General features: G+C 49.5%; 23 protein-coding genes, 1 tRNA gene and 1 pseudogene. 11 read left to right on the top strand and 14 right to left on the bottom strand.

Going from position 1 to position 23,263, the window contains the following annotated elements; translation table 11 throughout:
- Positions 1-72: 72 nt before the first annotated feature.
- Both AC0IXI_RS21440 and AC0IXI_RS21435 read left to right on the top strand, forming a co-directional pair.
- Positions 73-531, top strand: coding sequence for a GNAT family N-acetyltransferase (locus tag AC0IXI_RS21440; protein WP_471683074.1), 459 nt, complete (start codon positions 73-75; stop codon positions 529-531).
- 340 nt (positions 532-871) lie between these two features.
- Complete coding sequence (locus AC0IXI_RS21435) at positions 872-3,616, top strand: autotransporter domain-containing protein (protein WP_471683073.1); 2,745 nt, start codon at positions 872-874, stop codon at positions 3,614-3,616.
- 293 nt (positions 3,617-3,909) lie between these two features.
- Here AC0IXI_RS21435 and AC0IXI_RS21430 read toward each other — a convergent pair.
- The 6 genes from AC0IXI_RS21430 to aspA all read right to left on the bottom strand — a co-directional run bounded on the left by AC0IXI_RS21430 (position 3,910) and on the right by aspA (position 9,723).
- Positions 3,910-3,985 (bottom strand) — tRNA-Phe (locus AC0IXI_RS21430).
- Positions 3,986-4,099: 114 nt separating this feature from the next.
- Positions 4,100-4,675, bottom strand: a complete 576-nt coding sequence (locus AC0IXI_RS21425) for a transcriptional regulator (protein WP_422568275.1) — start codon at positions 4,673-4,675, stop codon at positions 4,100-4,102.
- An 87-nt stretch (positions 4,676-4,762) separates the two neighbouring features.
- Positions 4,763-6,475, bottom strand: a complete 1,713-nt coding sequence (locus AC0IXI_RS21420) for a protein-disulfide reductase DsbD (protein WP_471683072.1) — start codon at positions 6,473-6,475, stop codon at positions 4,763-4,765.
- Positions 6,451-6,774, bottom strand: coding sequence for a divalent cation tolerance protein CutA (gene cutA / locus AC0IXI_RS21415; RefSeq protein WP_034461116.1), 324 nt, complete (start codon positions 6,772-6,774; stop codon positions 6,451-6,453). The genes AC0IXI_RS21420 and cutA overlap by 25 nt, the downstream gene beginning before the upstream one ends.
- Positions 6,775-6,872: 98 nt before the next feature.
- Complete coding sequence (locus AC0IXI_RS21410; RefSeq protein ID WP_064515589.1) at positions 6,873-8,174, bottom strand: anaerobic C4-dicarboxylate transporter; 1,302 nt, start codon at positions 8,172-8,174, stop codon at positions 6,873-6,875.
- A 112-nt stretch (positions 8,175-8,286) separates the two neighbouring features.
- Positions 8,287-9,723, bottom strand: a complete 1,437-nt coding sequence (gene aspA / locus AC0IXI_RS21405) for an aspartate ammonia-lyase (protein ID WP_064515594.1) — start codon at positions 9,721-9,723, stop codon at positions 8,287-8,289.
- A 372-nt stretch (positions 9,724-10,095) separates the two neighbouring features.
- Between aspA and AC0IXI_RS21400 the strand changes: the two genes are divergently transcribed.
- From AC0IXI_RS21400 to AC0IXI_RS21385, 4 genes are all read left to right on the top strand, one after another.
- Entirely contained in the window at positions 10,096-10,581 is a 486-nt protein-coding gene (locus AC0IXI_RS21400; protein ID WP_064515596.1) for an FxsA family protein, read from the top strand.
- Between the two features lie 137 nt (positions 10,582-10,718).
- Positions 10,719-11,012: a co-chaperone GroES gene (locus tag AC0IXI_RS21395; RefSeq protein ID WP_034461121.1), complete on the top strand. Its 294-nt coding sequence runs from the start codon at positions 10,719-10,721 to the stop codon at positions 11,010-11,012.
- 48 nt (positions 11,013-11,060) lie between these two features.
- Entirely contained in the window at positions 11,061-12,704 is a 1,644-nt protein-coding gene (gene groL, locus AC0IXI_RS21390; RefSeq protein ID WP_064515601.1) for a chaperonin GroEL, read from the top strand.
- Between the two features lie 158 nt (positions 12,705-12,862).
- The gene (locus AC0IXI_RS21385) at positions 12,863-13,216 is read left to right on the top strand and encodes a DUF4156 domain-containing protein (RefSeq protein ID WP_034461360.1); all 354 of its coding nucleotides are present in this window, start codon (positions 12,863-12,865) and stop codon (positions 13,214-13,216) included.
- 115 nt (positions 13,217-13,331) lie between these two features.
- On the opposite strand, the pseudogene epmB reads toward AC0IXI_RS21385, so the two are convergent.
- A pseudogene (gene epmB, locus AC0IXI_RS21380) lies at positions 13,332-14,359 on the bottom strand (EF-P beta-lysylation protein EpmB).
- 40 nt (positions 14,360-14,399) lie between these two features.
- Here epmB and efp point away from each other — a divergent pair.
- From efp to ecnB, 3 genes are all read left to right on the top strand, one after another.
- Positions 14,400-14,966, top strand: a complete 567-nt coding sequence (gene efp, locus AC0IXI_RS21375; protein WP_064515606.1) for an elongation factor P — start codon at positions 14,400-14,402, stop codon at positions 14,964-14,966.
- Between the two features lie 62 nt (positions 14,967-15,028).
- Positions 15,029-15,163, top strand: coding sequence for an entericidin A/B family lipoprotein (locus AC0IXI_RS21370; RefSeq protein WP_471683071.1), 135 nt, complete (start codon positions 15,029-15,031; stop codon positions 15,161-15,163).
- A 102-nt stretch (positions 15,164-15,265) separates the two neighbouring features.
- On the top strand, positions 15,266-15,412 hold the full coding sequence (gene ecnB, locus AC0IXI_RS21365) for a lipoprotein toxin entericidin B (RefSeq protein WP_034492730.1): 147 nt from the start codon (positions 15,266-15,268) through the stop codon (positions 15,410-15,412).
- Between the two features lie 47 nt (positions 15,413-15,459).
- Here ecnB and AC0IXI_RS21360 read toward each other — a convergent pair whose 3' ends face one another.
- Positions 15,460-16,044 (bottom strand): response regulator transcription factor, encoded by a 585-nt coding sequence (locus tag AC0IXI_RS21360; RefSeq protein WP_134186236.1) that lies wholly within the window; start codon positions 16,042-16,044, stop codon positions 15,460-15,462.
- A 302-nt stretch (positions 16,045-16,346) separates the two neighbouring features.
- Here AC0IXI_RS21360 and sugE point away from each other — a divergent pair, with 302 nt between their 5' ends.
- Positions 16,347-16,664: a quaternary ammonium compound efflux SMR transporter SugE gene (gene sugE / locus AC0IXI_RS21355; RefSeq protein ID WP_064515611.1), complete on the top strand. Its 318-nt coding sequence runs from the start codon at positions 16,347-16,349 to the stop codon at positions 16,662-16,664.
- On the opposite strand, the gene AC0IXI_RS21350 is transcribed toward sugE, so the two are convergent.
- From AC0IXI_RS21350 to frdA, 6 genes are all read right to left on the bottom strand, one after another.
- Positions 16,661-17,194 (bottom strand): lipocalin family protein, encoded by a 534-nt coding sequence (locus AC0IXI_RS21350; protein WP_471683070.1) that lies wholly within the window; start codon positions 17,192-17,194, stop codon positions 16,661-16,663. The two genes, sugE and AC0IXI_RS21350, sit on opposite strands and share 4 nt — an antisense overlap.
- A 101-nt stretch (positions 17,195-17,295) precedes the next feature.
- A complete protein-coding gene (gene ampC, locus AC0IXI_RS21345; protein ID WP_471683069.1) occupies positions 17,296-18,447 on the bottom strand; it encodes a CMY2/MIR/ACT/EC family class C beta-lactamase in 1,152 nt (383 codons plus the stop codon).
- A 158-nt stretch (positions 18,448-18,605) separates the two neighbouring features.
- On the bottom strand, positions 18,606-18,965 hold the full coding sequence (frdD, locus tag AC0IXI_RS21340) for a fumarate reductase subunit FrdD (protein WP_471683068.1): 360 nt from the start codon (positions 18,963-18,965) through the stop codon (positions 18,606-18,608).
- A 10-nt stretch (positions 18,966-18,975) separates the two neighbouring features.
- Positions 18,976-19,371: a fumarate reductase subunit FrdC gene (frdC, locus tag AC0IXI_RS21335; RefSeq protein ID WP_034461133.1), complete on the bottom strand. Its 396-nt coding sequence runs from the start codon at positions 19,369-19,371 to the stop codon at positions 18,976-18,978.
- Positions 19,372-19,381: 10 nt separating this feature from the next.
- Complete coding sequence (locus AC0IXI_RS21330; protein ID WP_390886963.1) at positions 19,382-20,107, bottom strand: succinate dehydrogenase/fumarate reductase iron-sulfur subunit; 726 nt, start codon at positions 20,105-20,107, stop codon at positions 19,382-19,384.
- Positions 20,108-20,111: 4 nt separating this feature from the next.
- Positions 20,112-21,905 carry a fumarate reductase (quinol) flavoprotein subunit gene (frdA, locus tag AC0IXI_RS21325; RefSeq protein ID WP_424221191.1) on the bottom strand — a complete coding sequence of 598 codons (1,794 nt, stop codon included), beginning with the start codon at positions 21,903-21,905 and terminating at the stop codon, positions 20,112-20,114.
- A gap of 329 nt (positions 21,906-22,234) precedes the next feature.
- Here frdA and epmA point away from each other — a divergent pair, with 329 nt between their 5' ends.
- Positions 22,235-23,212 carry an elongation factor P--(R)-beta-lysine ligase gene (epmA, locus tag AC0IXI_RS21320; protein WP_064515625.1) on the top strand — a complete coding sequence of 326 codons (978 nt, stop codon included), beginning with the start codon at positions 22,235-22,237 and terminating at the stop codon, positions 23,210-23,212.
- The last annotated feature ends 51 nt before the right edge of the window (positions 23,213-23,263 follow it).

The raw sequence follows: 23,263 nt of genomic DNA, 5'->3' as shown, positions 1-23,263 counted from the left end.
CGCACAGGTAATTGTTCGTTTTGATGTTGCAAATATGTTACTTGCACTCAACCCAACATTTGGAAACCTCGTATGTTCACAATCAAAATTGACGATCTTTCGCATCCGGCGGTGCAGACACTCGTGGCCTACCATATTTCCGGCATGCTGGAACAATCACCGCCAGAAAGCAGCCACGCGTTGGATGTGCAAAAACTCCGTGACCCGGCTGTGACATTTTGGTCTGCGTGGGAAGGGGATCAATTAGCCGGAATTGGTGCACTGAAAATGCTCGATGATGGGCATGGTGAGTTGAAATCAATGCGTACCGCGGCGGATTTTTTACGCCGTGGTGTGGCAAACCAGTTTTTGCTGCACATTTTGCAAGTTGCGCGTGAGCGTGGCTTCCTGCGTCTGAGTTTAGAAACCGGGACTCAGCCGGGCTTTGCTGCTTGCCATCAGCTTTATCTCAAGCATGGCTTTATCGATTGTGAGCCGTTTGCTGATTATCAACTCGACCCCAATAGCCGCTTTATGACATTGGTTTTGTAGAGGGTTTAACGTAAGGCTACCCAAAAGTAGGATTGAGCCTTTTGGCCTGGCGACTATTTTAAAACTATGAATTAAAGGGAACATCGAATTTCGCGATGTTCCCTTTAATTATTGGCCTAATCCCTACTTCATCTTTTTTCTCATTCAGTAATCATAGCTTTTAATCGTAATATTTAGCTCTATTTTCCCGAAATTATGAGTGTTCAATTTATCTATTTATATTAATGATTGAATGAATTGCCTCTCAATAATGTGTTTGATTTTTACACAGCGATTAAGTAATGTTTATTACCCACATGAATCACATAATAAATATCCAAAAAAAGACATTACTGAGACAATGAATATATTAAAGTTAAAAAAGATCGCGTTCTTTATTCCTCTTTTGTTAACGGCATGTGGTGGAGGCGGTGGTGGTAGTGGCTCAGGTTCTCCTCAAGCAATAAATACTCCAGCGATAAAACCCGACGTGCAAACTCCTGCGGAAAATAATAATAAAGTCAAAGTTGGGGTATTGGATTCAGGTATTAATAAAAGCCTCAGCAATATAACCGGTAAGGTTGCCATTATTTTGCATTATGTCGGGCAGGGGAAGAACCTTGGCTCAGGAGCATTTACTCCCGAGGATATTACAGCATCGCTGGCACTGGCTGATATGGATACTTCTGGACATGGTAGCTATGTCTCTCAAATCCTTGCCAGTACGGGGAGTGGTGGGACATATGTAGGTAGCCAGGACATTCAGCTTTATGAAGCGAAAACGACCGATGACCCTCTTGGCCATTCAATGATTGATGATCAACTTGCTGCAATTATGGATCTGCATCAGCATTATGGGGTCAATTTATTTAATGCCTCATGGGGGAGTTATAATCATTACGATGCAAATTCACCGATTACATCAGTATTAAAATATCTGGTTAATAGCAATGGTTTGATAGTTTTTTCTGCCGGGAATGATTTATTTAATGAACCCTCCGCAGAAAACCTGACTCCGTTGATTGATCGCTCTATCGAAAATGGATTAATCACGGTAGTGGGTCTTGATGGTAATAAGCAGCTCTATAGTGAGTATGACGAAAACGGTGTAATTAAAGGCAGTAATGCTTGCGGAAGGGCTGCGGCCTGGTGTCTTGCTGGCGATTATGTCGTTGGGCCACTGCTCAGCGAGAATAACAACGGTCATGTTTATTTCTACGGTACTTCAGGTGCCGCACCTCAAGTTACGGCAGCGGCAGCAAATGTATGGCAAAAATATCCCTGGATGACCGCAAAGCAGGTAAAACAGACAATATTAACGACCGCAACCTATCTGCCTGATGGTTCCCCACAAGGGGCACATTATAACGCGACCTATGGTTGGGGTGAGTTAAATGCTCTGCGTGCAGAAAATGGCCCAATGCTTTTTTCTTCTCTCTTTGGCGACTTTAATGCTCAAGTACCCGATTCGCATTACATCTTCAGTAATGATATATCCGGTGATGCTGGTCTGGTTAAAAACGGTAACGGCACTCTGGAACTGGCAGGGGATGACAGCTATAGCGGCGATACGACGATAAATCAGGGCACACTATGGGTTAGTGGCAGTATTCATCGTGGCTCGGTGAACATTTCCCCTGGAGGGTTATTAACGGGTTCTGGTTCAGTGAGTTCGACTTATAACAATGGGACGATAGATTTATCTAACGGCTCACTGAAAGTGAAAGGCGATTATTCACAGAGCCATAACGGCATACTTAATGCCTACATTGATAATCAGCTTAATATTAGCGGTAACGCGGCGCTGGATGGCACGGTCAACGTGGTTAATCAGAATTACGTGGTTAACGGGACGTACGACATTCTGCATGCGCAAAATATTCAGGGGCAATTTAGCCAGGTCAATGGCAGCAAATTCCTGAAGATTAATCATGTTAATTACACGCCTGACCAAGTCAATCTCGATGTGGAACAAGTCTCTGCGCAAAATGCCGTCAGTAATGGAGATTCTCTGTCAATGGCGGGCGCCAAAGCGGTAGACAGCATTTTTGCTGCTGCTAATGACATTGCATTAAAGCAGTACAACGGTGAAGTATTGACGGTAGACGAGCAGCAATTATTGGATTATTCCGCGGGCTTACAATCTACTCGTTCAGGAGATGGTGTTCAGCGCATTGTGGATAGCCATTCTGGCGTCATTTATTCCGAGCTGCCTTCCGTGTTACTGGCGGAGCAAAATCGCCTTACGCAAACTGTCGTGAATCGTTTAAGTGCCATGTATGGCATGGGTAAAGTTACCCCTGGCGTGTGGACTTCTTATGATTATATGAAAAACCAGTATCAGCCTGATGGATGGAACCAGGTGAGCAGCACCACTAATAACACCTCTGTGGGGATGGATGGTCGTGTTAGTAATGCCTTGCTGCTGGGTGGCTTCGTTAATAAAAATAATATCACTGCCAAACTGGACAGAAACGGTGGGAGTCTTGATGGGAGCCAGAATGGTATTGGCGCTTATGGGCAGTTCAACGATGGCGCGTTTTATCTGAACGGTCTGGCAAGTTACCAGCGTGGTGATGCAGACATTAAACGTCCGGTTATCGGCAATGGCACGCAAAGTAGCCAGAAGTCGAATACGGATATGAGCAGCGCGAGCCTTTACTTTGAATCAGGCTACGCATTTCATTTACCGCATGAAGCCGATATCACGCCCTATCTCGGCGTTGAATACGATCGTTCTAATACCGATAGTATCGATGAAGGAAACCCACAGGGTGTGAGTGTCAGTGGCATGAAAGGGCGCCAGAGTAGCGTGGCGCTGGGCTCTCGCTTTAATTATATGGTGAGCAATGAACTTCATCTGTCAGCCTGGGCGCAGGCCAGCAAGATCGTGGCGCGTGATATCAGCGATATGAGACTGACGACCAATATGAGCGGGCAGGAAATTTCGCTGAACTCGCCAGAGTTTGACCGGAACAGCTTCGATTACGGCTTAGATATTGATTACGTTCTTTTGAATAGCGTGCAGCTTTTTGCCGGAATGCAGAGTAGCACGGCGAATGACCAGGCCTTTTCTGCCAGCGCGGGTGTGAAGTACTTCTGGTAATTGTTATATCAGGGCGAGTCGCAGGGAAGCGACAAGTAATCGAACCTTTAGGTTTTAAACAAGGGCTCGATGAAGAGTCCGAATCTCAGAAAGCAAAAAACCAGCCCTTAGGCTGGTTTCTTTAAATAGTGGTGCCCGGACTCGGACAAAAACGTCGGGAACGTTTTTGAACAGCGCTTGCGCTGGCCCGCAGGGCGAGTCGCACGGAGGCGACGAGTAATCGAACGAAGTTCGATGAAGAGTCCGAATCCCAGAAAGCAAAAAACCCGCCATAGGCGGGTTCTTCTAAATAGTGGTGCCCGGACTCGGAATCGAACCAAGGACACGGGGATTTTCAATCCCCTGCTCTACCGACTGAGCTATCCGGGCAACGGGGCGCATTAAACCGTAAAGGCCGTTAGGCGTCAACGGCTTTGTCATAAAAAAGGGGCTAAATGCGTTTAAGTGCTTTCTTTTCATGCAAAATGGCGAGAAAACAATTCATCAGGTCAATGCGCCACCTTGTCGGCACTGGGCAAATCGCAGAATATCTTCGGCCAGTCGACGGGCAGTTTCGATATCGGCCTGGCTGCGTTTCACCAACAAACGGCTCAGGCAGCCTTCCAGCACCAGTTCCATTTGATGCGCCACCATCGTTGGGTCATCCACTTCCAGCTGCATTAGCATTTCATGAGTGAATTCCCAGGCGGCTTTTTTCTGCTGATCGGCCAGTTGGTGAATCGGGTGCGATGCATCCGGGTAAAAGGTGCAGGCCGCAATAAACAGGCATCCCGGATAGCGATGGTTGTTGACGCATTCGGTCAACGCTTCGTAGCGCTTCAACAGTTTCTGCTCGAGCGACAACTCTTCATTAAGCGCGAGCTGACGGCGCCAGACATCAATTTGCTGACTCAAATAACGCAGGGAGTCATAGAGTAATGCCTCACTGTTTGGCCAGAAATTGCTGATCTCTGTAACCGGATAGTCTGCCTCTGCGGCGACCATATCCAGGGTGGTGCTGGCAATTCCTTCACGTTCAAGTACGTGTAAGGCGTGCTCTAGTACTGTTTCGCGTTGCACGGTTATCTCCTCCGTTGTACCCGTCATACTTCAAGCTGCCTCGATGCAAGCTGAATTATTTAGTGTACTTCCCACAATGAGTGTTGTTTACGGCGTCAGTTTCTGCAAATGCGTACGGAAGGTGTCAGCATTCATAAAACCGGTCACACGTGCTTCTGGCAACTCGTGCCCTTGTGTATCAAAGAACAAAATCGTTGGTAGCCCTAAAACCTGGAGATGCTTTAACAGCGCCACATCTTGCGCGTTGTTGGCGGTAACATCAGCCTGGAGTAAAACGGTATTTCCCAGCTGTTGCTGTACCTGCGCATCGCTAAAGGTGTATTTCTCAAACTCTTTGCAAGCCACACACCAGTCGGCGTACAAATCGAGCATTACGGGTTTGCCTTTTGCATTGGCGAGTGCGGCATCGAGCTGCTCAACGTTAGCAATTTTGGTGAAATTGAGATGTGCCTGGCTGGCGGTTACTGTGCTCCCGAATGCCCAGTCTTGCAGCGGGCGAGCGCAAACCAGTGCCGCACCGAGCAGGATTATCTGCACCACGCGCATCCACGATTTAGTCGCTTGCAGGCTGGTGATAAACGCCCAGCCGAAGAACGCTACGCCGAGCAAACCCCATAACCTAATACCCCAATTATCTCCCAGTATGCGTTCCAGCAGGAAAACCGGCAGTGCAAGGATCACAAAACCAAATGCGATTTTGACGGTTTCCATCCACGGGCCACTTTTTGGAAGCAGACGGTTACCGAATACGGTGATGAGCATCAGCGGCAGGCCCATGCCTAGCGCGTAGAGATACAACGTGCCGCCTCCGAGCCACATGTTCCCGCTCTGGGCGATGTACAGCAGAATGGCACTCAGCGGTGCGGTAGTACAAGGCGAGCAAATCAGCCCGGCTAATGCGCCCATCGCAAACACGCCACCCGCGGAACCGCCTTGCTGGCGATTGCTCATCAACGTAAGGCGCGTTTGAAGCGATGACGGCAGTTGCAGCGTGAACAACCCAAACATGGATGCTGCGAGCAGTACAAACAGTGCTGACAGGCCGATAAGCACATAAGGATGTTGAAGAGCTGCCTGGAATTGCAGGCCAGCCGCCGCAACAACAAGGCCCAGCGCGGTATAGGTCAACGCCATTCCTTGCACATAGACAAAGGTCAGCAGCAGGGCACGAGCAGTAGATAAACGCTGTTTACCTCCGAGCACAATGCCGGAAATCAATGGGTACATCGGCAGCACGCAAGGCGTGAACGCGATACCGATACCGATTAAGAACGCCCAAAGTGCAGAGAACGGCAGTTGGGTGGTTTTAGTATCTGTAGCGTCTGCTGGTGTTTTTGGCGCAACAGCTACGGGCGCTGATGAATTTGCCGCTGGCAGTACTTCACTAAGTGGCACCACGCGCGTCTCAGGCGGGTAACAGAAGCCCGCTTCGGCGCAGCCCTGATACGTCACGCTAACAGTTGCCCCTTTGGTCGTCTTCTCAATCGTTATCGGTAGATTAAGCTGCTGGGTATAGATCTCAGTCTTTCCGTAGAATTCGTCCTCATGCCAGGTGCCTTTTGGCAACTCTGGCGGGGCGAGTTCGGCCTGAGCCGGATTCACTTTTATTTGCTGGCGATAAAGGTAGTAGCCGGGTTTTATCTGCCAGTTAAGGTTGAGCTGGTGATCAGACTGCTGAAAATCAAATGCAAAAGCCTGGTCGACCGGCACAAACTGAGATTTGCTTTGGTTGTCGAAAAGACCTGCAAAAGCATGTGAGCTGAATAGCGCAAAAATTAGCGCAAAGATGCGTAGAGCCATGAGAGGTATTCACTATCTCCGTGGGTAACTGGCAGAACCAGTAATTCAGGGGTTTGATATGGGTGATGCGATTTCAGGCAAGCGAGCAGCGCTTCCTGATGCTCAATGTCGCTTTTGAGCAGCATCTGCACCTCATACTCCTGTTCCATTTTCCCTTCCCAGTAATAGAGCGATGTCGCACCGGGCAATAAGGTGACGCAGGCCGCCAGTTTCTCAGCCAGCACAAGGGCGGCAAGTTCCTGAGCGGTGGCTTCATCTGGGGCAGTACAAAGGATGACAACAGCCTGGGTAGTCGGCATAGCTAACCTCGTATCTGGTGGATTCGCGGTTGACTATAGCATGTGGGAGTGAGCGGGGGCGTTAAACGGGCCGCAGTGCGACCCGTGTTTTAAAAGATTTACAGAACCAAGCCGCCGACAATGAAGCCGAGGATCACGCACAGCGTAATAGCGATAACGCCAGGAATTAAGAACGCGTGGTTAAACACGTATTTACCAATACGCGTAGAGCCAGTGTCATCCATCTCTACCGCAGCCAGTAAGGTTGGGTAGGTTGGCAGCACGAACAGCGCTGAAACGGCGGCGAAAGATGCGATGGCGGTCAGCGGGCTAACACCGAGCATTAATGCCGCTGGCATCAGTGCTTTAGTGGTTGCCGCCTGGGAGTAAAGCAAAGTGGCTGCGAAGAACAGCACTACAGCCAGCAACCACGGATAGCTTTGCAGCAAGTCACCCGCAACGGCCTGAATATCCTGGATGTGGTTTTTAACGAAGGTATCACCCAACCAGGCTACACCCAGTACGCAGATACAGGCACTCATGCCCGATTTGAACGTGCTGGCATTAAGGATTTCGCCAGTATCAATTTTACAAGTGAGGCAGATAAGCGTGGCGATGGTCAGCATGAACACTACAATCGCTTCGTTACGCGGCAGGATTGGGTTTTGAATCAAGCCAACGGTGTCGCTGATGGCGGTGGCGTACAGCATGACGGCAACGATACCGATAAGGAACAGTAGCACCGAGCGTTTTGCATGAGGTTTTAATTCAAACACGCTGGCCCCACGCAGTTTTACTTCGCCTTTAGCCAGACGTTCCTGATAAACCGGGTCGTCTTTCAGTTCACTGCCCAGGAAGTTACACACAATCGCTGTCAGCATAACGGCTACCAGCGTAACCGGAATACAGATGCTCAGTAGAGTCAGATAGCTGATGCCCATTGGCTCAAGAATGCCGGAGAAGAACACCACTGCGGCAGAAATCGGTGAAGCAGTAATGGCGATTTGCGAGGCGACAACAGCAATTGACAGTGGGCGCGATGGGCGAATGCCTTGTTCTTTCGCAACTTCCGTAATTACCGGAAGCGTGGAAAATGCAGTATGACCGGTTCCCGCAAGAATGGTCATAAACCATGTCACGAGCGGAGCGAGGAAGGTGATGTATTTCGGATGGCGACGCAGTAGTTTTTCTGCAAGGCTGACCAGATAGTCCATTCCGCCTGCTACCTGCATGGCGGCAATCGCGGCAATAACTGCCATGATGATTTCAATCACATCAAACGGGATTGAGCCTGGTTTGACCTGGAAAATCAGGGTTAAAACTAATACGCCAAAACCGCCAGCAAAGCCAATGCCTATGCCGCCGAGCCTGGCACCGAGGTATATCGCTAAAAGCACGATAACGAGTTCAGCTCCAAACATGATTTCCTTCCTTGTGTGTGATGATTGATAATTTTTTGTTGTGTTTTTGTTGGTGGTACAAATGAAAAAGGCACGTCCAATGGACGTGCCTTTTAATGACTACCAGAAAGGACTATTGTTCACTTTCATCGGTGTAACGCTTCGCTTTATAGACCGGGTGCATCAAGTTGTTGATGGAGAAGATATCGTCCAGCTCGGCTTCGGTGAGCAGCCCGCGTTCCAGAACAACTTCACGCACACTCTTTCCGGTTTCGGCACAAATCTTCCCAACGATGTCACCATTGTGGTGGCCAATGAATGGGTTCAGATAAGTCACGATACCAATTGAGTTGTAGACGTAGCTTTCACACACTTCTTTATTGGCTGTGATGCCGTTGATGCATTTTTCCAGCAGGTTGTAGCAAGCGTTGGTCAGGATGTGAATAGACTCGAACATCGCCTGGCCAATCACGGGTTCCATTACGTTCAGCTGCAGCTGACCGGCTTCGGAAGCCATGGTTACGGTGATGTCGTTGCCAATCACTTTAAAGCAGACCTGGTTCACTACTTCTGGAATTACCGGGTTTACTTTGGCAGGCATGATGGAAGAACCAGCCTGCAATTCTGGCAGGTTGATTTCGTTCAGGCCAGAACGCGGGCCGGAAGAGAGCAGGCGAAGGTCGTTACAGATCTTCGACATTTTCACTGCCAGGCGTTTGAGCGAGCTGTGAACCATGACGTACGCGCCACAGTCGGAAGTCGCTTCAATCAGGTCTTCAGCTGGAACGCATGGCAGGTTGCTGACTTCAGCCAGTTTCTGAACTGCCAGTTGCTGGTAACCTTCTGGGGTGTTCAGGCGAGTACCGATTGCAGTAGCGCCCAGGTTCACTTCCAGCAGCAGTTCTGCGGTGCGCAGCAGGTTGCGGGTCTCTTCATTCAACAGCACGTTGAAAGCGTGGAATTCCTGGCCCAGCGTCATTGGTACGGCGTCTTGTAGCTGAGTACGGCCCATTTTCAGGACATTTTCGAACTCAACCGCTTTGCGTTGGAAGCCATCGCCTAATTGATTGATAGCATCAATCAGTTTCAAAATAGAGGCGTACACCGCGATTCGGAAACCTGTCGGGTAGGCATCATTAGTGGATTGGCATTTGTTTACGTGGTCATTCGGGTTCAGGAACTGGTACTCACCTTTCTGGTGGCCCATCAGCTCAAGCCCAATGTTGGCGAGCACTTCGTTGGTATTCATGTTGACGGAAGTACCGGCACCGCCCTGGTAAACGTCCACCGGGAATTGGTCCATGCACTTGCCGTTATTCAGCACTTCATCACAGGCCTGGATAATGGTGTTTGCGATGCTTTTCGGAATGGTTTGCAACTCCTTGTTCGCCATTGCCGCTGCTTTCTTAACCATGACCATGCCGCGCACAAATTCAGGTATGTCACTGATTTTACTGTTGCTTATGTAGAAGTTTTCAATCGCTCTCAGAGTATGAACACCATAATAGGCATCCGCTGGCACTTCCCTGGTACCCAACAAATCTTCTTCGATACGAATGTTATTTAACATGTGAACCTTCTTAATTAAAGCTGCCATTGATTGATCATTGCACACACAGGATCTACGGTTGTGCGATGAATAGACCGACGATTATGTCCATATTCGGTCTGCGTGCCGTGATGATATGCTGATGATAGCGAAAAGCAGTAATCTGGATCACTTATTAAAAGGTCTGCTCACATAACATTTATTAATATGTGATGTTGATCAATTGTTGAAAACTTCCAAAAAAATAATAAGGCGCTTCGATTGATTTTTGACTATAGAGTCGCCATCTCTTTGACTGTGCATAATTGCTAACCTATTTTCGCAAGTGCTTGATGGCGCTTGCTACAATTGCTCCGGTTTTACTACGGGCTTTTCCAACTACAGGAGTGTACGGTGCGCTGGATACCGTTAATTGCCGTCTTTCTCTATGTATACATAGAGATTTCATTGTTTATTCAGGTCGCCCACGTTATGGGTGTCTTCCTGACGCTTGTGCTGGTGATATTCACTTCAGTAATTGGTATGTCGCTGGTTCGCAACCAGGGTTTTAAAAACTTCATGCTGATGCAGCAGAAAATGGCAGCGGGTGAAAGCCCGGCAGTTGAGATGATTAAAAGCGTTTCGTTAATCATCGCAGGCTTGCTGTTGTTGTTGCCAGGTTTCTTCACTGACTTCCTGGGCTTGTTGCTGTTACTGCCACCAGTACAGAAGCATCTGACGCTGAAACTGATGCCACATCTACGTTTCTCGCGTACTCCAGGTGGTGGTTTTAGCGCGGGTACTGGCGGTGGTTCAACGTTCGACGGTGAGTATCAACGTAAAGACGATGCTCCCAAACAGCTAGATGACCGCGATAACGATGATCGCCACAATCGTTAAAAAATCGAAAATTTTTTTGTTTTCCCCCTTGAAGGGGGAAGGCTCATCCCCATCTCTCAGGTCACCAGCCGATAACCCATTTTGGGCCGGCGTTACCTAAACAATTGATAATGACTTTCTCAAAGGAGAGCTATCACATGAGCATTCGTCCATTACATGACCGCGTTATCGTCAAGCGTAAAGAAGTTGAATCTAAATCTGCGGGCGGCATCGTTCTGACTGGCAGCGCAGCAGGCAAATCAACTCGTGGCGAAATCATCGCTGTCGGTAAAGGCCGCATCCTGGAAAACGGTAACGTACAACCGCTGGACGTTAAAGTCGGCGATATCGTAATTTTCAACGATGGCTACGGCGTGAAATCTGAGAAGATCGACAATGAAGAAGTGTTGATCATGGCAGAAAGCGACATTCTGGCAATTGTTGAAGCGTAATCCGCGCAAAAACTGAACGAACATAAACGAATTTAAGGAAAGTTAAGAATGGCAGCTAAAGACGTAAAATTCGGTAATGACGCTCGTGTGAAAATGCTGCGTGGCGTTAACGTACTGGCAGATGCAGTGAAAGTTACCCTCGGTCCTAAAGGCCGTAACGTTGTTCTGGATAAATCTTTCGGTGCACCGACTATCACTAAAGATGGTGTTTCTGTAGCGCGTGAAATCGAACTGGAAGACAAGTTCGAAAACATGGGTGCGCAGATGGTTAAAGAAGTTGCCTCTAAAGCGAACGACGCTGCGGGCGACGGTACTACCACTGCAACCGTGCTGGCTCAGTCCATCATCACTGAAGGCCTGAAAGCTGTTGCTGCGGGCATGAACCCAATGGACCTGAAACGCGGTATCGATAAAGCTGTTATCGCCGCTGTTGAAGAGCTGAAAGCACTGTCTGTTCCTTGCTCTGACTCTAAAGCAATCGCTCAGGTTGGTACTATCTCTGCTAACTCCGACGAAACTGTTGGTACTCTGATTGCTGAAGCAATGGAGAAAGTAGGCAAAGAAGGCGTTATCACCGTTGAAGAAGGCACTGGCCTGCAAGACGAGCTGGACGTTGTAGAAGGTATGCAGTTTGACCGTGGCTACCTGTCTCCGTACTTCATCAACAAGCCTGAAACTGGTTCTATCGAACTGGAAAGCCCGTTCATTCTGCTGGCTGACAAAAAAATCTCCAACATCCGTGAAATGCTGCCAGTTCTGGAAGCCGTTGCGAAAGCAGGCAAACCACTGCTGATCATTGCTGAAGATGTTGAAGGTGAAGCGCTGGCGACCCTGGTGGTTAACACCATGCGTGGCATCGTGAAAGTTGCTGCTGTTAAAGCACCTGGCTTTGGCGACCGTCGTAAAGCAATGCTGCAAGACATCGCAACTCTGACTGGCGGTACCGTCATCTCTGAAGAGATCGGTATGGAGCTGGAAAAAGCGACTCTGGAAGACCTGGGTACTGCTAAACGTATCGTTATCAACAAAGACACCACGACTATCATCGATGGTAATGGTGAAGAAGATGCGATCCAGGGCCGTGTAACTCAGATTCGTAAGCAAATTGAAGAAGCAACTTCTGATTACGACCGTGAAAAACTGCAAGAGCGCGTAGCTAAACTGGCTGGTGGCGTTGCAGTAATCAAAGTCGGTGCTGCTACCGAAGTTGAAATGAAAGAGAAGAAAGCACGCGTTGAAGATGCCCTGCACGCTACCCGTGCTGCGGTTGAAGAAGGTGTAGTTGCCGGTGGTGGTGTTGCGCTGATTCGCGTAGCGTCTAAACTGTCTGAACTGCGTGGCCAGAACGAAGACCAGAACGTGGGTATCAAAGTTGCACTGCGTGCAATGGAATCTCCACTGCGTCAGATCGTTCTGAACTGCGGCGAAGAGCCATCTGTTGTTGCTAACAACGTGAAAGCGGGCGACGGTAACTACGGTTACAACGCAGCAACTGAAGAATACGGCAACATGATCGACATGGGTATCCTGGATCCAACCAAAGTAACTCGTTCTGCTCTGCAGTACGCAGCTTCTGTGGCTGGCCTGATGATCACCACTGAGTGCATGATTACCGATATGCCAAAATCTGACGGCCCTGACTTAGGTGGCGCAGGTATGGGCGGTATGGGTGGCATGGGCGGCATGATGTAATTTGCCCCAACACCTGGTGTGAAGTAACACCGTGTTAAGAAAACCCTCAGGCAGAAATGTCTGAGGGTTTTTTCTTTTTGGTCGCACTCTGGTATAAGATCTCACCGGGCGATGACTGCCCGCTACTATTCAAGACGGCATTGATAACGGGGAAGAACATGCGCATTAAAGTTTCAGCAGGAATAGCTGTGGCAGCGCTGCTGCTGGCAGGATGTAGCACCAGCAATGAGTTAAGCACTAATGGCCAGAGCGTTCGTTTCGTTGAAGAGAAGCCAGGCACTGAATGCCAGCTGATTGGCACCGCAACCGGCGAGCAAAGCAACTGGTTGTCAGGCCAACATGGTGATGAAGGTGGTTCTATGCGCGGTGCGGCTAATGCTCTGCGTAATAACGCAGCGGCGATGGGTGGTAACGTGCTGTATGGCGTGAGCAGCCCAACTCAAAACTTGTTGTCGAGCTTTGCTCCTACTGCCAGCAAAATGACTGGTCAGGTTTATAAGTGCCCGAACTGATTTAGGGGGCGCTTTATGATGTCGGGTGGCGCTGCGCTTACCCGACAAACCAAACTCTTCAGTTGTGTAGGGTGGATAAGCGCCCCGCGTCAACCACCATTTTAAGCTACTGAAATCAGCTTTGCCGTAACTGCAAATCCAATGGTGTTTTACTCGGCTCACCGCCAATCTCACGCGCAAGCTTCGGCACCATATAGCCGGAAATCAACGTCAGTAACTCACGCATAATCATTCTGGCTTCATCATCACTCACCATGAAATGCGCCGCACCCTGCACTTTATCGAGCACATGCAGGTAATACGGCATCACGCCCGCATCAAACAATGCATTACTCAGGCTTGCGAGAGTCTGTGCGTTATCGTTCACATCGCGCAGCAGGACACTTTGGTTAAGCAATGTGACGCCGGCCTGGCGTAAGCCCACCATAGCCGCTCTGAACTCATCATCAATCTCATTGGCATGGTTGATATGGTTTACCAGAATCACCTGCAACCGTGAGCGTGCGAGACGCGCTACCAGCGTATCTGTAATACGTGCCGGGATGACAATCGGCAAACGGCTGTGAATACGTAACCGTTTAATATGCGCGATGGCTTCCAGTTCACCGATCAGCCAGTCCAGCTCGTGATCTTTTGCCATAAGCGGATCGCCGCCAGAAAAAATGATCTCATCGAGTTCAGGGTGATCGCTGATGTATGAAATGGCTGCCTGCCAGTTACGCTTGTTTCCCTGGTTATCGGAGTAGGGGAAATGGCGGCGGAAACAGTAGCGGCAGTTGACTGCACAGCCACCTTTAACTAACAAAAGCGCACGGTTGTTGTATTTATGCAGCAGCCCCGGCACAACGCTGTGCTGCTCTTCAAGAGGGTCAGTGCTAAAGCCGGGAGCGGCAATAAACTCCTCTTTTGAAGTTAACACCTGGCGTAATAGTGGGTCGTTTGGATTGCCTTTTTCCATGCGAGCGACAAAAGCTCGCGGCACGCGCAAGGCAAAAAGTCGGCGTGCATCACGTCCCGCTAACAGATCTTTGTCAGCGTCCAGCTCTAAAATATGCAGCAGTTCGTCAGGATCGGTTATAACATCGCCAAGTTGCGTTAACCAATCTTCTCTGCGGGGGGATTTAGGGTTACAATGTGTGCCATTTTTTGGCTAAGCTACCAATTAACAATTTCAGAGGGCCTTATGGCGACTTATTCTAGCAACGATTTTCGTGCCGGTCTTAAAATCATGTTCGAAGGCGAACCTTACGCGGTTGAATCCAGTGAGTTCGTTAAACCAGGTAAAGGCCAAGCCTTTGCTCGCGTTAAAATGCGCCGCCTGTTGACTGGCACCCGCGTAGAAAAAACTTTCAAATCTACCGACTCCGCTGAAGGCGCAGACGTTATCGATATGAACCTGACTTACCTGTACAACGACGGTGAGTTCTACCACTTCATGAACAACGAAACTTTCGAGCAGCTTGCAGCTGATGAAAAAGCCATTGGCGAAAATGCTAAGTGGATGCTGGATCAGGCCGAATGTATCGTAACCCTGTGGAACGGCCGTCCAATCGCCGTACAACCACCAAACTTTGTTGAGCTGGAAATCGTTGAAACCGATCCAGGTCTGAAAGGTGATACTGCTGGTACTGGCGGTAAGCCTGCAAAACTGTCTACTGGTGCTGTGGTTAAAGTACCTTTGTTCGTTCAGACTGGCGAAGTGATCAAAGTTGACACTCGCTCTGGCGAATACGTTTCTCGCGTTAAGTAATACGTGAAGATTTGCGGTGAGGCGGTTTTTCGCTTCACCGCAGCTTACAAAAGGCAGGGAAGATGATCCGTTTGATTAAGCATTTACTTTTCATCACGTTGTTAACTTCGTTTCTCGCCGGTTGTAATACCACCCGCGGCTTTGGTGAAGATCTCAAGCACCTTGGCGGCTCCATCGAACGTGCAGCAAACAAGTAATTTCCAACACTCCTAAAAATCCGCTTTTTCCTTCAGTTTGCCAATTTTTGTCTATGCTTTAACTGCTATACACAAACAATATGGTCAAAAAAGGAAACGGTCATGATTAAGAAAACTATTGCAGCGTTCTTTTCTCTCATAGTGCTTTCATCGTTACTCACTGCGTGTAATACCACCAAAGGTATGGGTGAAGATATTCAGGATGGTGGTCAGGCGATTTCTGGTGCGGCAACAAAAGCACAGAATTAAAGTATCACTGACGGTACGGTATGATTGCCGTACCGTAATTAATTTTTTTAATGCTGTTGTTCTATAAACAATGAATAGCGATTATTAATCCCTAACTTCATACGGATATTCCGCTTATAGGTATAAACCGTCTTGGTACTAATCCCCATTATTGTGGCGATAAAATCATTATTGGCCTCATCGGTCCACAACTTTAATATACGCTCCTCACGCAAAGTAAGAAGAGGAGAGGTGTACTGCCTTACCGGATGAAAAGGTGGGCGGGCACTAAGTTGCTTCTGAATAGTGTCGTAAAGCTCCGCTAGTGGGACAGATTTGCTATACAGCGAGCGTGAGCCCTGGGCCAGACAGTACTCTTCAATCTTTTCGTGACGGATGCTGTTAAGTAACATTAATCGAATTGATGTGCCACAGGCAGAATAAATAGATGAGAGCTGTTGGATATTATGTAGAGTGCTGGCGAAACTGGTGAAATCAGCAATAACAAGATTAGGCCGCCATTGTATTATTTTCTCGCGAGCTAAAAGTAAATTGTCAGTTTCAGAAATAGAAAAAGCAGTGTTTTGACTGAGCCAATATTTGAATCCCTGCCGGGTATAATGGCAGCGGTCAATTAACAATATCTTATGCATAATTACCGTTCACGTGACTCACTATTACAGCCTTTTCTGAATGCCAAATAAAACATTATAATATGAAGAAACCACCTGAAATGAATTGTGGATTTACGGGTTAAATTGCGTTCATTTCTCGGCTTAATGTCAAAACTCCCGCCAGACATGGAAACAAAACTTTACTGGTTTTTATGATAAGAAAGTCCTGTTGGACTTTTTTGTCTGCGGTTGATTGTTAAAATAGCGCCCTCACCAGCCTTATGGGACGACCCATTTGCGCTTCTTGATTTCCGGGGACGGCCCCAATAATGGAGCTGTATATGGCCTGGTTTATTCTTGTTATCGCCGGTTTATTAGAAGTTGTGTGGGCTGTCGGCCTGAAATATACCCATGGTTTCACCCGCCTGTGGCCAAGCGTTATCACAGTAGTTGCTATGGTTGTCAGCATTGCGCTGCTGTCCTGGTCAATGAAAACGCTGCCGACGGGTACCGCCTATGCCATCTGGACGGGGATTGGTGCGGTAGGTGCCGCAACCACCGGCATCATACTATTAGGTGAATCAGCAAGCCTGGCCCGCATCGCGAGCCTGGCATTGATTGTCATTGGTATTATTGGCCTGAAGCTCAGCACCCACTAACTGACGGGCTGCCTAATCCACAGCAGCTTCTCAACCGCGAAGCCCTGTCGTTTGGCAGCCTCGAGCATCTGCTGTTTCACATCATCGCTAATGGTCGGCGTGCGCGACAATATCCACAGATAGTCTTTATCCGGCCCGCATACCAGTGCGTGCCGGTAATCTTTATCAATGGCTATCACATTATATCCACCGTAAAACGGCCCAAAGAATGAGACTTTTAGTGCTGCGCGACTTGGGTCTCCAGTGAAGTAAGCTTTGCCGACACTTTGTTGCCACATCTGCCTGTCGGGATTAAATCCTCTGTTTATCACACGAATGCCACCGTCATCCATGGTGCTATATGTAGCAGTCACTTGTTCTAGCCCGCTTTCAAACTTGTGGTCAAGACGGGCAATTTCATACCACTTGCCGAGATAGCGTTTTGCTTCAAAATTATTGACCACCGTAGTACCTGGTGGAGGGGTTGGGGAGCTACAGGCAACAACGAGAAACGCAACTGCAATAGTGGTGATAATCGGCCAGATGCGCATAGCTAATTCCTTCTGTTGTTTTTAGCTAAGTGTAGATGGCAGCAGGAAAAAAGCGGTATGCGGGCAGAAATAAAAAGGCCTGCTGAGCAGGCCGGTATGCATTACTGTAATGCTGCGAGGATCTTGTACCCGGCTTTAACCCGCTCTGGGTTTGGGTAGCTTTTATTTGCCATCATCACGATGCCAAGTTGTTGCTCGGGAATAAACGCTACATAAGTCCCAAAGCCCCCGGTTGAGCCTGTTTTGTGAACCCAGGATTTCTTAACAACAGGTGCCGGCGGTTCGATGGCTGTCGCCGTTTGAGGCGATAGCGCCACTTTGTTATCGCTGCCATTCACTACGGTTTTGGCATCAACCGGCCAGTTGTGCATCTCCCAACCTAAGCCCTGATACATGCTGCCAATTCGCCAGTAGCGCGATTGTGCGAGCTCAATTCCCTTACGTAATGTTGCAGAATCGACCTGTTCAGGCTTGATGTTTGCCTGTAGCCAACTGGCCATATCTTCAATCGTAGTTTTCACGCCATAGGCTTCTGCATCCAGCATGCCCGGTGAAACGTGCACTGGCTTATCGTTACGGTAGCCCCATGCGTAGTTGTGCTCCTCAGATGCGGGCACTTTTATCCATGTATGCACAAGGTTTAACGGCTGGAATACGCGTCTGGACATTGCTTCTTCAAAGCTCATTCCTGACGGCTTCACCGCCAACGCACCGAATAGGCCGATGCTGGCATTAGCATAGAGTCGAGTGGAGCCTGGAGCCCATTGTGGCTGCCAGTTCTGGTAAAAATGGAGCAAGGAAGCCTGGCTTGTGACTTCATCAGGAACCTGTAGGGGCAAGCCACCTGCGGTATAGGTAGCAAGTTGCAGCAGGTTAATGTCTTTCCATTGCTTACCGGTGAGTGCAGGCCAGTACTTCGTTGCCGGGTCGCTTAGTTTTATTTCCCCACGGGCTACGCTATCGCCACCCAGAACACCGGTAAAGGTCTTACTGACAGAGCCGAGTTCAAACAATGTCTCTTTCGTGACCGGTAAATTTTTGGCGATATCAGCCTGACCATACGTGAAGTAATAGGGCTTTCCCTGATAAATAACGGCGACGGCCATGCCGGGTATATTCTGCTCTTTGAGCAGCGGTTCAATGGTCTGATTGACTGTCTGAGCAATCTGTTGTTCGGTCAACGCTTTCGTTGCAGCAAGCGCTGAGCAGGAGGCCGTGAGCATTAGCACACCGCAAAGTGTTTTTTTCATCATTGAATAGCTTCCATAAAGTGACACGACAGCATGCCCTGAACGACTCAATTTATCATCAGTCCTCAGGGGTGTCTTAGCGAATATGTTTACGTGGCAGGCGGGAAGATACAAACAAAAAGGCCTGCACATGGCAGGCCTTGTCACTGGAATGCTTAACTTTAGAGAGTGATGACACCAATAAAAGTCACAACAGTCAGAATGGCTGCAAGACCGTAGAACACCCACTTGCCAGATGGCACATGAATTTTCAGGTCGTGCATTGCGTGGTGGATACGGTGCAAACCACACCACAGTGGCAGCACAATCATCAGGAAGATGAACAGGCGACCAATCAGGCTTTGTGAGAATGCCAGCACACGGTCATAGCTTAATGCATCGCCCGGGAAAAGCCCCAGCGGCAGCATGATGCCAACCAGCAGCACGATGACAGGAGCAATGATTGCACCCCACATGCCGCCTGCGCCAAACAGACCCCAGAATACTGGCTCGTCGGAGCGTTTTGGATTCGGATTAATCATGACGTCCCCCTTACCAGAACAGTGCAATAAACAGAATGACGACCGTGGCGACAACCGTCACCGCCCACAACCCTTTAATCACTGGCTCCGGCCCCATTTTGTCATCTTTGATGATGATATTGGCGGCCTTTGGTGCCAGTTCAAACCAGGTTTTCGTATGCAACAACGCAGCCGCTAAAGTGATCAGGTTGAGGATAACCACGATAGGGTTCTGGAGAAAACTGACAAACCCTGCCCAGCTTTCCGGGCCACTTTTCAAAGAGAAAAGGCCGCACAGCAACAAGATGCTGAACCAGACGGTAGGCACAGCGGTTCCTTCACGAATCATATAAAAACGATAGAAACCCAGTTTTTTCCACCAGGTTGGGGTCATCGTCCGCACATATGGCTTACGTTTCGTAGTCATTTTGCACTCCTTAGCGTGGTTTCAGGGTGGCAATCAAAAAGTCTTTCGAACTTTCGACTTTACCCTGCTGGATGGCAGCGGCGGGATCGACGTGTTTCGGGCACACTTCGGAGCAGTAGCCCACGAAAGTACAGCTCCAGACGCCGTTCTGGCCGTTTAACTGCGCCATACGCTCTTTCTTGCCATGGTCGCGGTTATCCAGGTTGTAACGGTGAGCAAGCGTGATTGCAGCTGGGCCAATAAACTCAGGGTTTAAACCAAACTGCGGGCATGCGGAATAACACAGGCCACAGTTGATGCAGCCGGAAAACTGATGGTATTTCGCCATCTGGGCTGGAGTTTGGGTGTTTGGCCCCTGGTCTGGTGTACGCGTATTGCCGATGATGTACGGCTTAATCGCTTCCAGGCTTTCGATAAAGTGGGTCATATCGACCACTAAATCGCGCTCAATTGGGAAATTTGCCAGCGCCTCAACCTTCATACCCTTGGTGTATTCACGCAGGAAGGTTTTACAAGCCAGTTTAGGCACGCGGTTGACCATCATGCCGCAAGAGCCGCAGATAGCCATACGGCATGACCAGCGATAGCTCAGGTCTGGTGCCAGGTTGTCTTTGATATAACCCAGCGCATCCAGCAGCGAGGTTTGCTCATCATAAGGCACTTCATAGATTGCACTGTGCGGCTCGTTATCCGTTTCCGGGTTGTAGCGCACCACTTCAATCTTCAGGGTCTTCATCGCATCAGCCATTAGACGCCTCCTTCTTCTTGTCGGCCGCTTCTGATTCCGCACCATAGACGCGTTTTGCCGGTGGCAGGGTGGTGATTTTCACATCACTGTATTCCAGACGCGTAGTTCCATTGGCGTCACGGAAGGCGAGAGTGTGTTTCAGGAAGTTCACGTCATCACGTTCGGTGCAACCTTCGTCCAGACGCTGGTGCGCACCACGAGACTCTTTACGCGCCATTGCTGAGTGCGCCATACATTCCGCAACGTTCAGGCCGTGGCCCAACTCGATGGTGTAGAGCAAATCAGTATTGAACACGCTGGATGTGTCAGTAATGCGAACGCGTTTGAAGCGCTCCTGCAGCTCAGCCAGCTTGTCTTTCGTTTTCTGCATCAGTTCAGGGGTGCGATAAATACCGCAACCTTCTTCCATCGACAGACCCATTTCATCGCGGATCTTCGACCAGTTTTCACTGCCTTCCTGATTCACCAATTTCTTGAGACGGGTTTCAACATCTGCCGCTTGCGCGTTCAGTGCAGCATCATTGGCAGGCTGTGCTTCGTTCGCACGCTTCATCGCGTTTTCACCCGCCAGGCGACCAAACACCACCAGCTCTGCCAGAGAGTTCGAACCTAAACGGTTTGCACCATGCAGGCCAACAGACGAACATTCGCCGACCGCGAACAGGCCTTTAATGCGGGATTCGCACTGGCTGTCAGTTTCGATACCACCCATGGTGTAGTGCGCGGTAGGGCGAACCGGAATCGGCTCTTTTACCGGGTCGACGCCAACATAAGCTTTGGACAGTTCACAGATAAACGGTAGACGTTCGAGAAGTTTTTTCTCACCCAGGTGACGCAGGTCGAGATAAACCACATCGCCACGTGGAGTCGGAACGGTACGGCCTGCACGCCATTCGTGCCAGAAGGCCTGAGAAACTTTGTCGCGCGGACCAAGTTCCATATATTTGTTGCGCGGCTCGCCCAGAGGGGTTTCAGGCCCCATTCCGTAATCTTGCAGATAACGATAGCCATCTTTGTTGACCAGAATACCGCCTTCACCACGGCAGCCTTCCGTCATCAGAATGCCGGAACCCGGCAGGCCGGTCGGGTGATATTGCACAAATTCCATATCACGCAACGGTACGCCGTGGCTCAACGCCATGCCCATACCATCGCCGGTCACGATGCCGCCGTTAGTGTTATAGCGATAAACACGACCCGCACCACCGGTTGCCATAACAACGGCATTGGCGCGGATTTGTACCAGCGTGCCTTCCATCATATTCATGGCGACCAGGCCACGAGCAGCGCCGTCATCAACCAGAATGTCGAGCACGAAGTGCTCGTCAAAACGCTGGATTTGCGGGAACTGTAATGAGGTCTGGAATAGGGTGTGGAGCATATGGAAGCCGGTTTTATCTGCGGCAAACCAGGTGCGCTCAATCTTCATGCCACCAAAACGGCGAACGTTCACTGAACCGTCCGGGCGGCGGCTCCATGGGCAACCCCATTGCTCAAGCTGTGTCATTTCGGTTGGGCAGTTATGCACGAAGTAGTCGACTACATCCTGCTCACACAACCAGTCGCCACCGGAAACGGTGTCGTTGAAATGGTATTCGTAACTGTCGTGATCCTGCGTAACGGCAGCAGAACCCCCTTCGGCGGCCACGGTGTGACTACGCATTGGGTAGACTTTGGAAATCAGAGCGATTTTGGCTTGTGGATTGGCTTGTGCCGCCGCGATGGCTGCTCGTAAGCCCGCTCCGCCAGCGCCTATTATGGCAAGATCGGCTTGAAAGGTTTGCACGACATTCCTCCAGATTTTAGTTATTTCGCATAGCTAATTTAACCAAAGGTAGTTCACCAATACGGCGCCAGCTATAGCGAAAGGGTTATCCCTGCTCCTTTGTAGGTAGCGGATTATAGCCGCAGGCTTTTTAAGGAAATTTGACGTGTTCGATTTTTTTGCTGTTCAGTTCAGCAATTAATTAGTAGTAGTGATGAGTTACGTCACGAAATTAGGATTCTTCGCGTCATAGTGGTTTCAGCAACGATGAAAATTTACTGCGCAAAATTTGTCTCCAATATGCGATGCGGGTAGACTTCTCGGCCTTGTTTGAATACGGAGACTCCACCATGAGCGAAACGGCCACCTGGCAGCCGAGCGCATCCATCCCCAACCTGTTAAAACGCGCTGCGATCATGGCAGTCATTCGGCGTTTTTTTGCCGACCGCGGTGTACTGGAGGTGGAAACACCGTGCATGAGTCAGGCTACGGTAACGGACATTAATCTGTTCCCGTTTGAAACCCGTTTTGTTGGCCCAGGCCATGCTCAGGGCGTGAATTTGTACCTGATGACTAGCCCGGAATACCACATGAAACGCCTGCTGGCGGCAGGCATCGGCCCGGTATTTCAGCTGTGCCGTAGCTTCCGTAATGAAGAGATGGGCCGCCACCATAATCCAGAGTTCACTATGCTGGAGTGGTACCGTCCTTGCTACGATATGTATCGTCTGATGAATGAAGTTGATGATTTACTGCAACAGGTTCTGGAAACAGATGCGGCAGAGTCTCTCTCATATCAGCAGGCTTTCCAGCGCCACCTGGAGATTGACCCACTTTCTGCGGACAAAACGCAGTTGCGCGAAGTGGCGAAAAAACTCGATCTAAGCAACATTGCCGATCAGGAAGAAGACCGCGATACCTTGCTGCAATTGCTGTTCAGCATGGGTGTTGAGCCACATATTGGTAAAGACAAACCGACGTTTGTTTATCACTTCCCGGCAAGCCAGGCAGCCCTTGCGCAAATCAGCACCGAGGATCACCGCGTCGCGGAGCGTTTCGAGGTTTACTTCCGAGGTATTGAGCTGGCGAATGGTTTCCACGAATTAACCGATGCGCGTGAGCAGCAGCAGCGTTTCGAGCAGGATAATCGCAAACGTGCCGCTCGCGGTTTGCCACAGCAGCCAATTGATGTGAATTTGCTGGAAGCGCTGAAGGCGGGATTGCCTGATTGTTCAGGTGTTGCGCTAGGTGTGGATCGTTTGATTATGTTGGCGCTGAAGGCTGAAAGCCTGGCCGACGTGCTGGCGTTCCCGGTAGACCGGGCTTAAAAAAACGGTGGATGACGCTTGCGCTTATCCACCCTACGCGATGTAAAAATA

The organism is Buttiauxella sp. AC038, from assembly GCF_979253565.1.
Note: the sequence above shows the minus strand (reverse complement) of the source record. Positions and strands in the feature narration are given on the sequence as shown.

Bases quoted from the DNA above. Each gene is read 5' to 3' on its own strand.
- AC0IXI_RS21435 (WP_471683073.1), top strand. From the start codon at position 872: ATGAATATATTAAAGTTAAAAAAGATCGCGTTCTTTATTCCTCTTTTG.
- epmA (WP_064515625.1), top strand. From the start codon at position 22,235: ATGAGCGAAACGGCCACCTGGCAGCCGAGCGCATCCATCCCCAACCTG.
- ecnB (WP_034492730.1), top strand. From the start codon at position 15,266: ATGATTAAGAAAACTATTGCAGCGTTCTTTTCTCTCATAGTGCTTTCA.
- ampC (WP_471683069.1), bottom strand. From the start codon at position 18,447: ATGATGAAAAAAACACTTTGCGGTGTGCTAATGCTCACGGCCTCCTGC.
- frdC (WP_034461133.1), bottom strand. From the start codon at position 19,371: ATGACTACGAAACGTAAGCCATATGTGCGGACGATGACCCCAACCTGG.
- AC0IXI_RS21420 (WP_471683072.1), bottom strand. From the start codon at position 6,475: ATGGCTCTACGCATCTTTGCGCTAATTTTTGCGCTATTCAGCTCACAT.
- AC0IXI_RS21395 (WP_034461121.1), top strand. From the start codon at position 10,719: ATGAGCATTCGTCCATTACATGACCGCGTTATCGTCAAGCGTAAAGAA.
- AC0IXI_RS21370 (WP_471683071.1), top strand. From the start codon at position 15,029: ATGATCCGTTTGATTAAGCATTTACTTTTCATCACGTTGTTAACTTCG.
- frdD (WP_471683068.1), bottom strand. From the start codon at position 18,965: ATGATTAATCCGAATCCAAAACGCTCCGACGAGCCAGTATTCTGGGGT.
- cutA (WP_034461116.1), bottom strand. From the start codon at position 6,774: ATGCCGACTACCCAGGCTGTTGTCATCCTTTGTACTGCCCCAGATGAA.
- aspA (WP_064515594.1), bottom strand. From the start codon at position 9,723: ATGTTAAATAACATTCGTATCGAAGAAGATTTGTTGGGTACCAGGGAA.
- AC0IXI_RS21410 (WP_064515589.1), bottom strand. From the start codon at position 8,174: ATGTTTGGAGCTGAACTCGTTATCGTGCTTTTAGCGATATACCTCGGT.
- AC0IXI_RS21360 (WP_134186236.1), bottom strand. From the start codon at position 16,044: ATGCATAAGATATTGTTAATTGACCGCTGCCATTATACCCGGCAGGGA.
- efp (WP_064515606.1), top strand. From the start codon at position 14,400: ATGGCGACTTATTCTAGCAACGATTTTCGTGCCGGTCTTAAAATCATG.
- sugE (WP_064515611.1), top strand. From the start codon at position 16,347: ATGGCCTGGTTTATTCTTGTTATCGCCGGTTTATTAGAAGTTGTGTGG.
- AC0IXI_RS21385 (WP_034461360.1), top strand. From the start codon at position 12,863: ATGCGCATTAAAGTTTCAGCAGGAATAGCTGTGGCAGCGCTGCTGCTG.
- AC0IXI_RS21440 (WP_471683074.1), top strand. From the start codon at position 73: ATGTTCACAATCAAAATTGACGATCTTTCGCATCCGGCGGTGCAGACA.
- groL (WP_064515601.1), top strand. From the start codon at position 11,061: ATGGCAGCTAAAGACGTAAAATTCGGTAATGACGCTCGTGTGAAAATG.
- AC0IXI_RS21330 (WP_390886963.1), bottom strand. From the start codon at position 20,107: ATGAAGACCCTGAAGATTGAAGTGGTGCGCTACAACCCGGAAACGGAT.
- AC0IXI_RS21350 (WP_471683070.1), bottom strand. From the start codon at position 17,194: ATGCGCATCTGGCCGATTATCACCACTATTGCAGTTGCGTTTCTCGTT.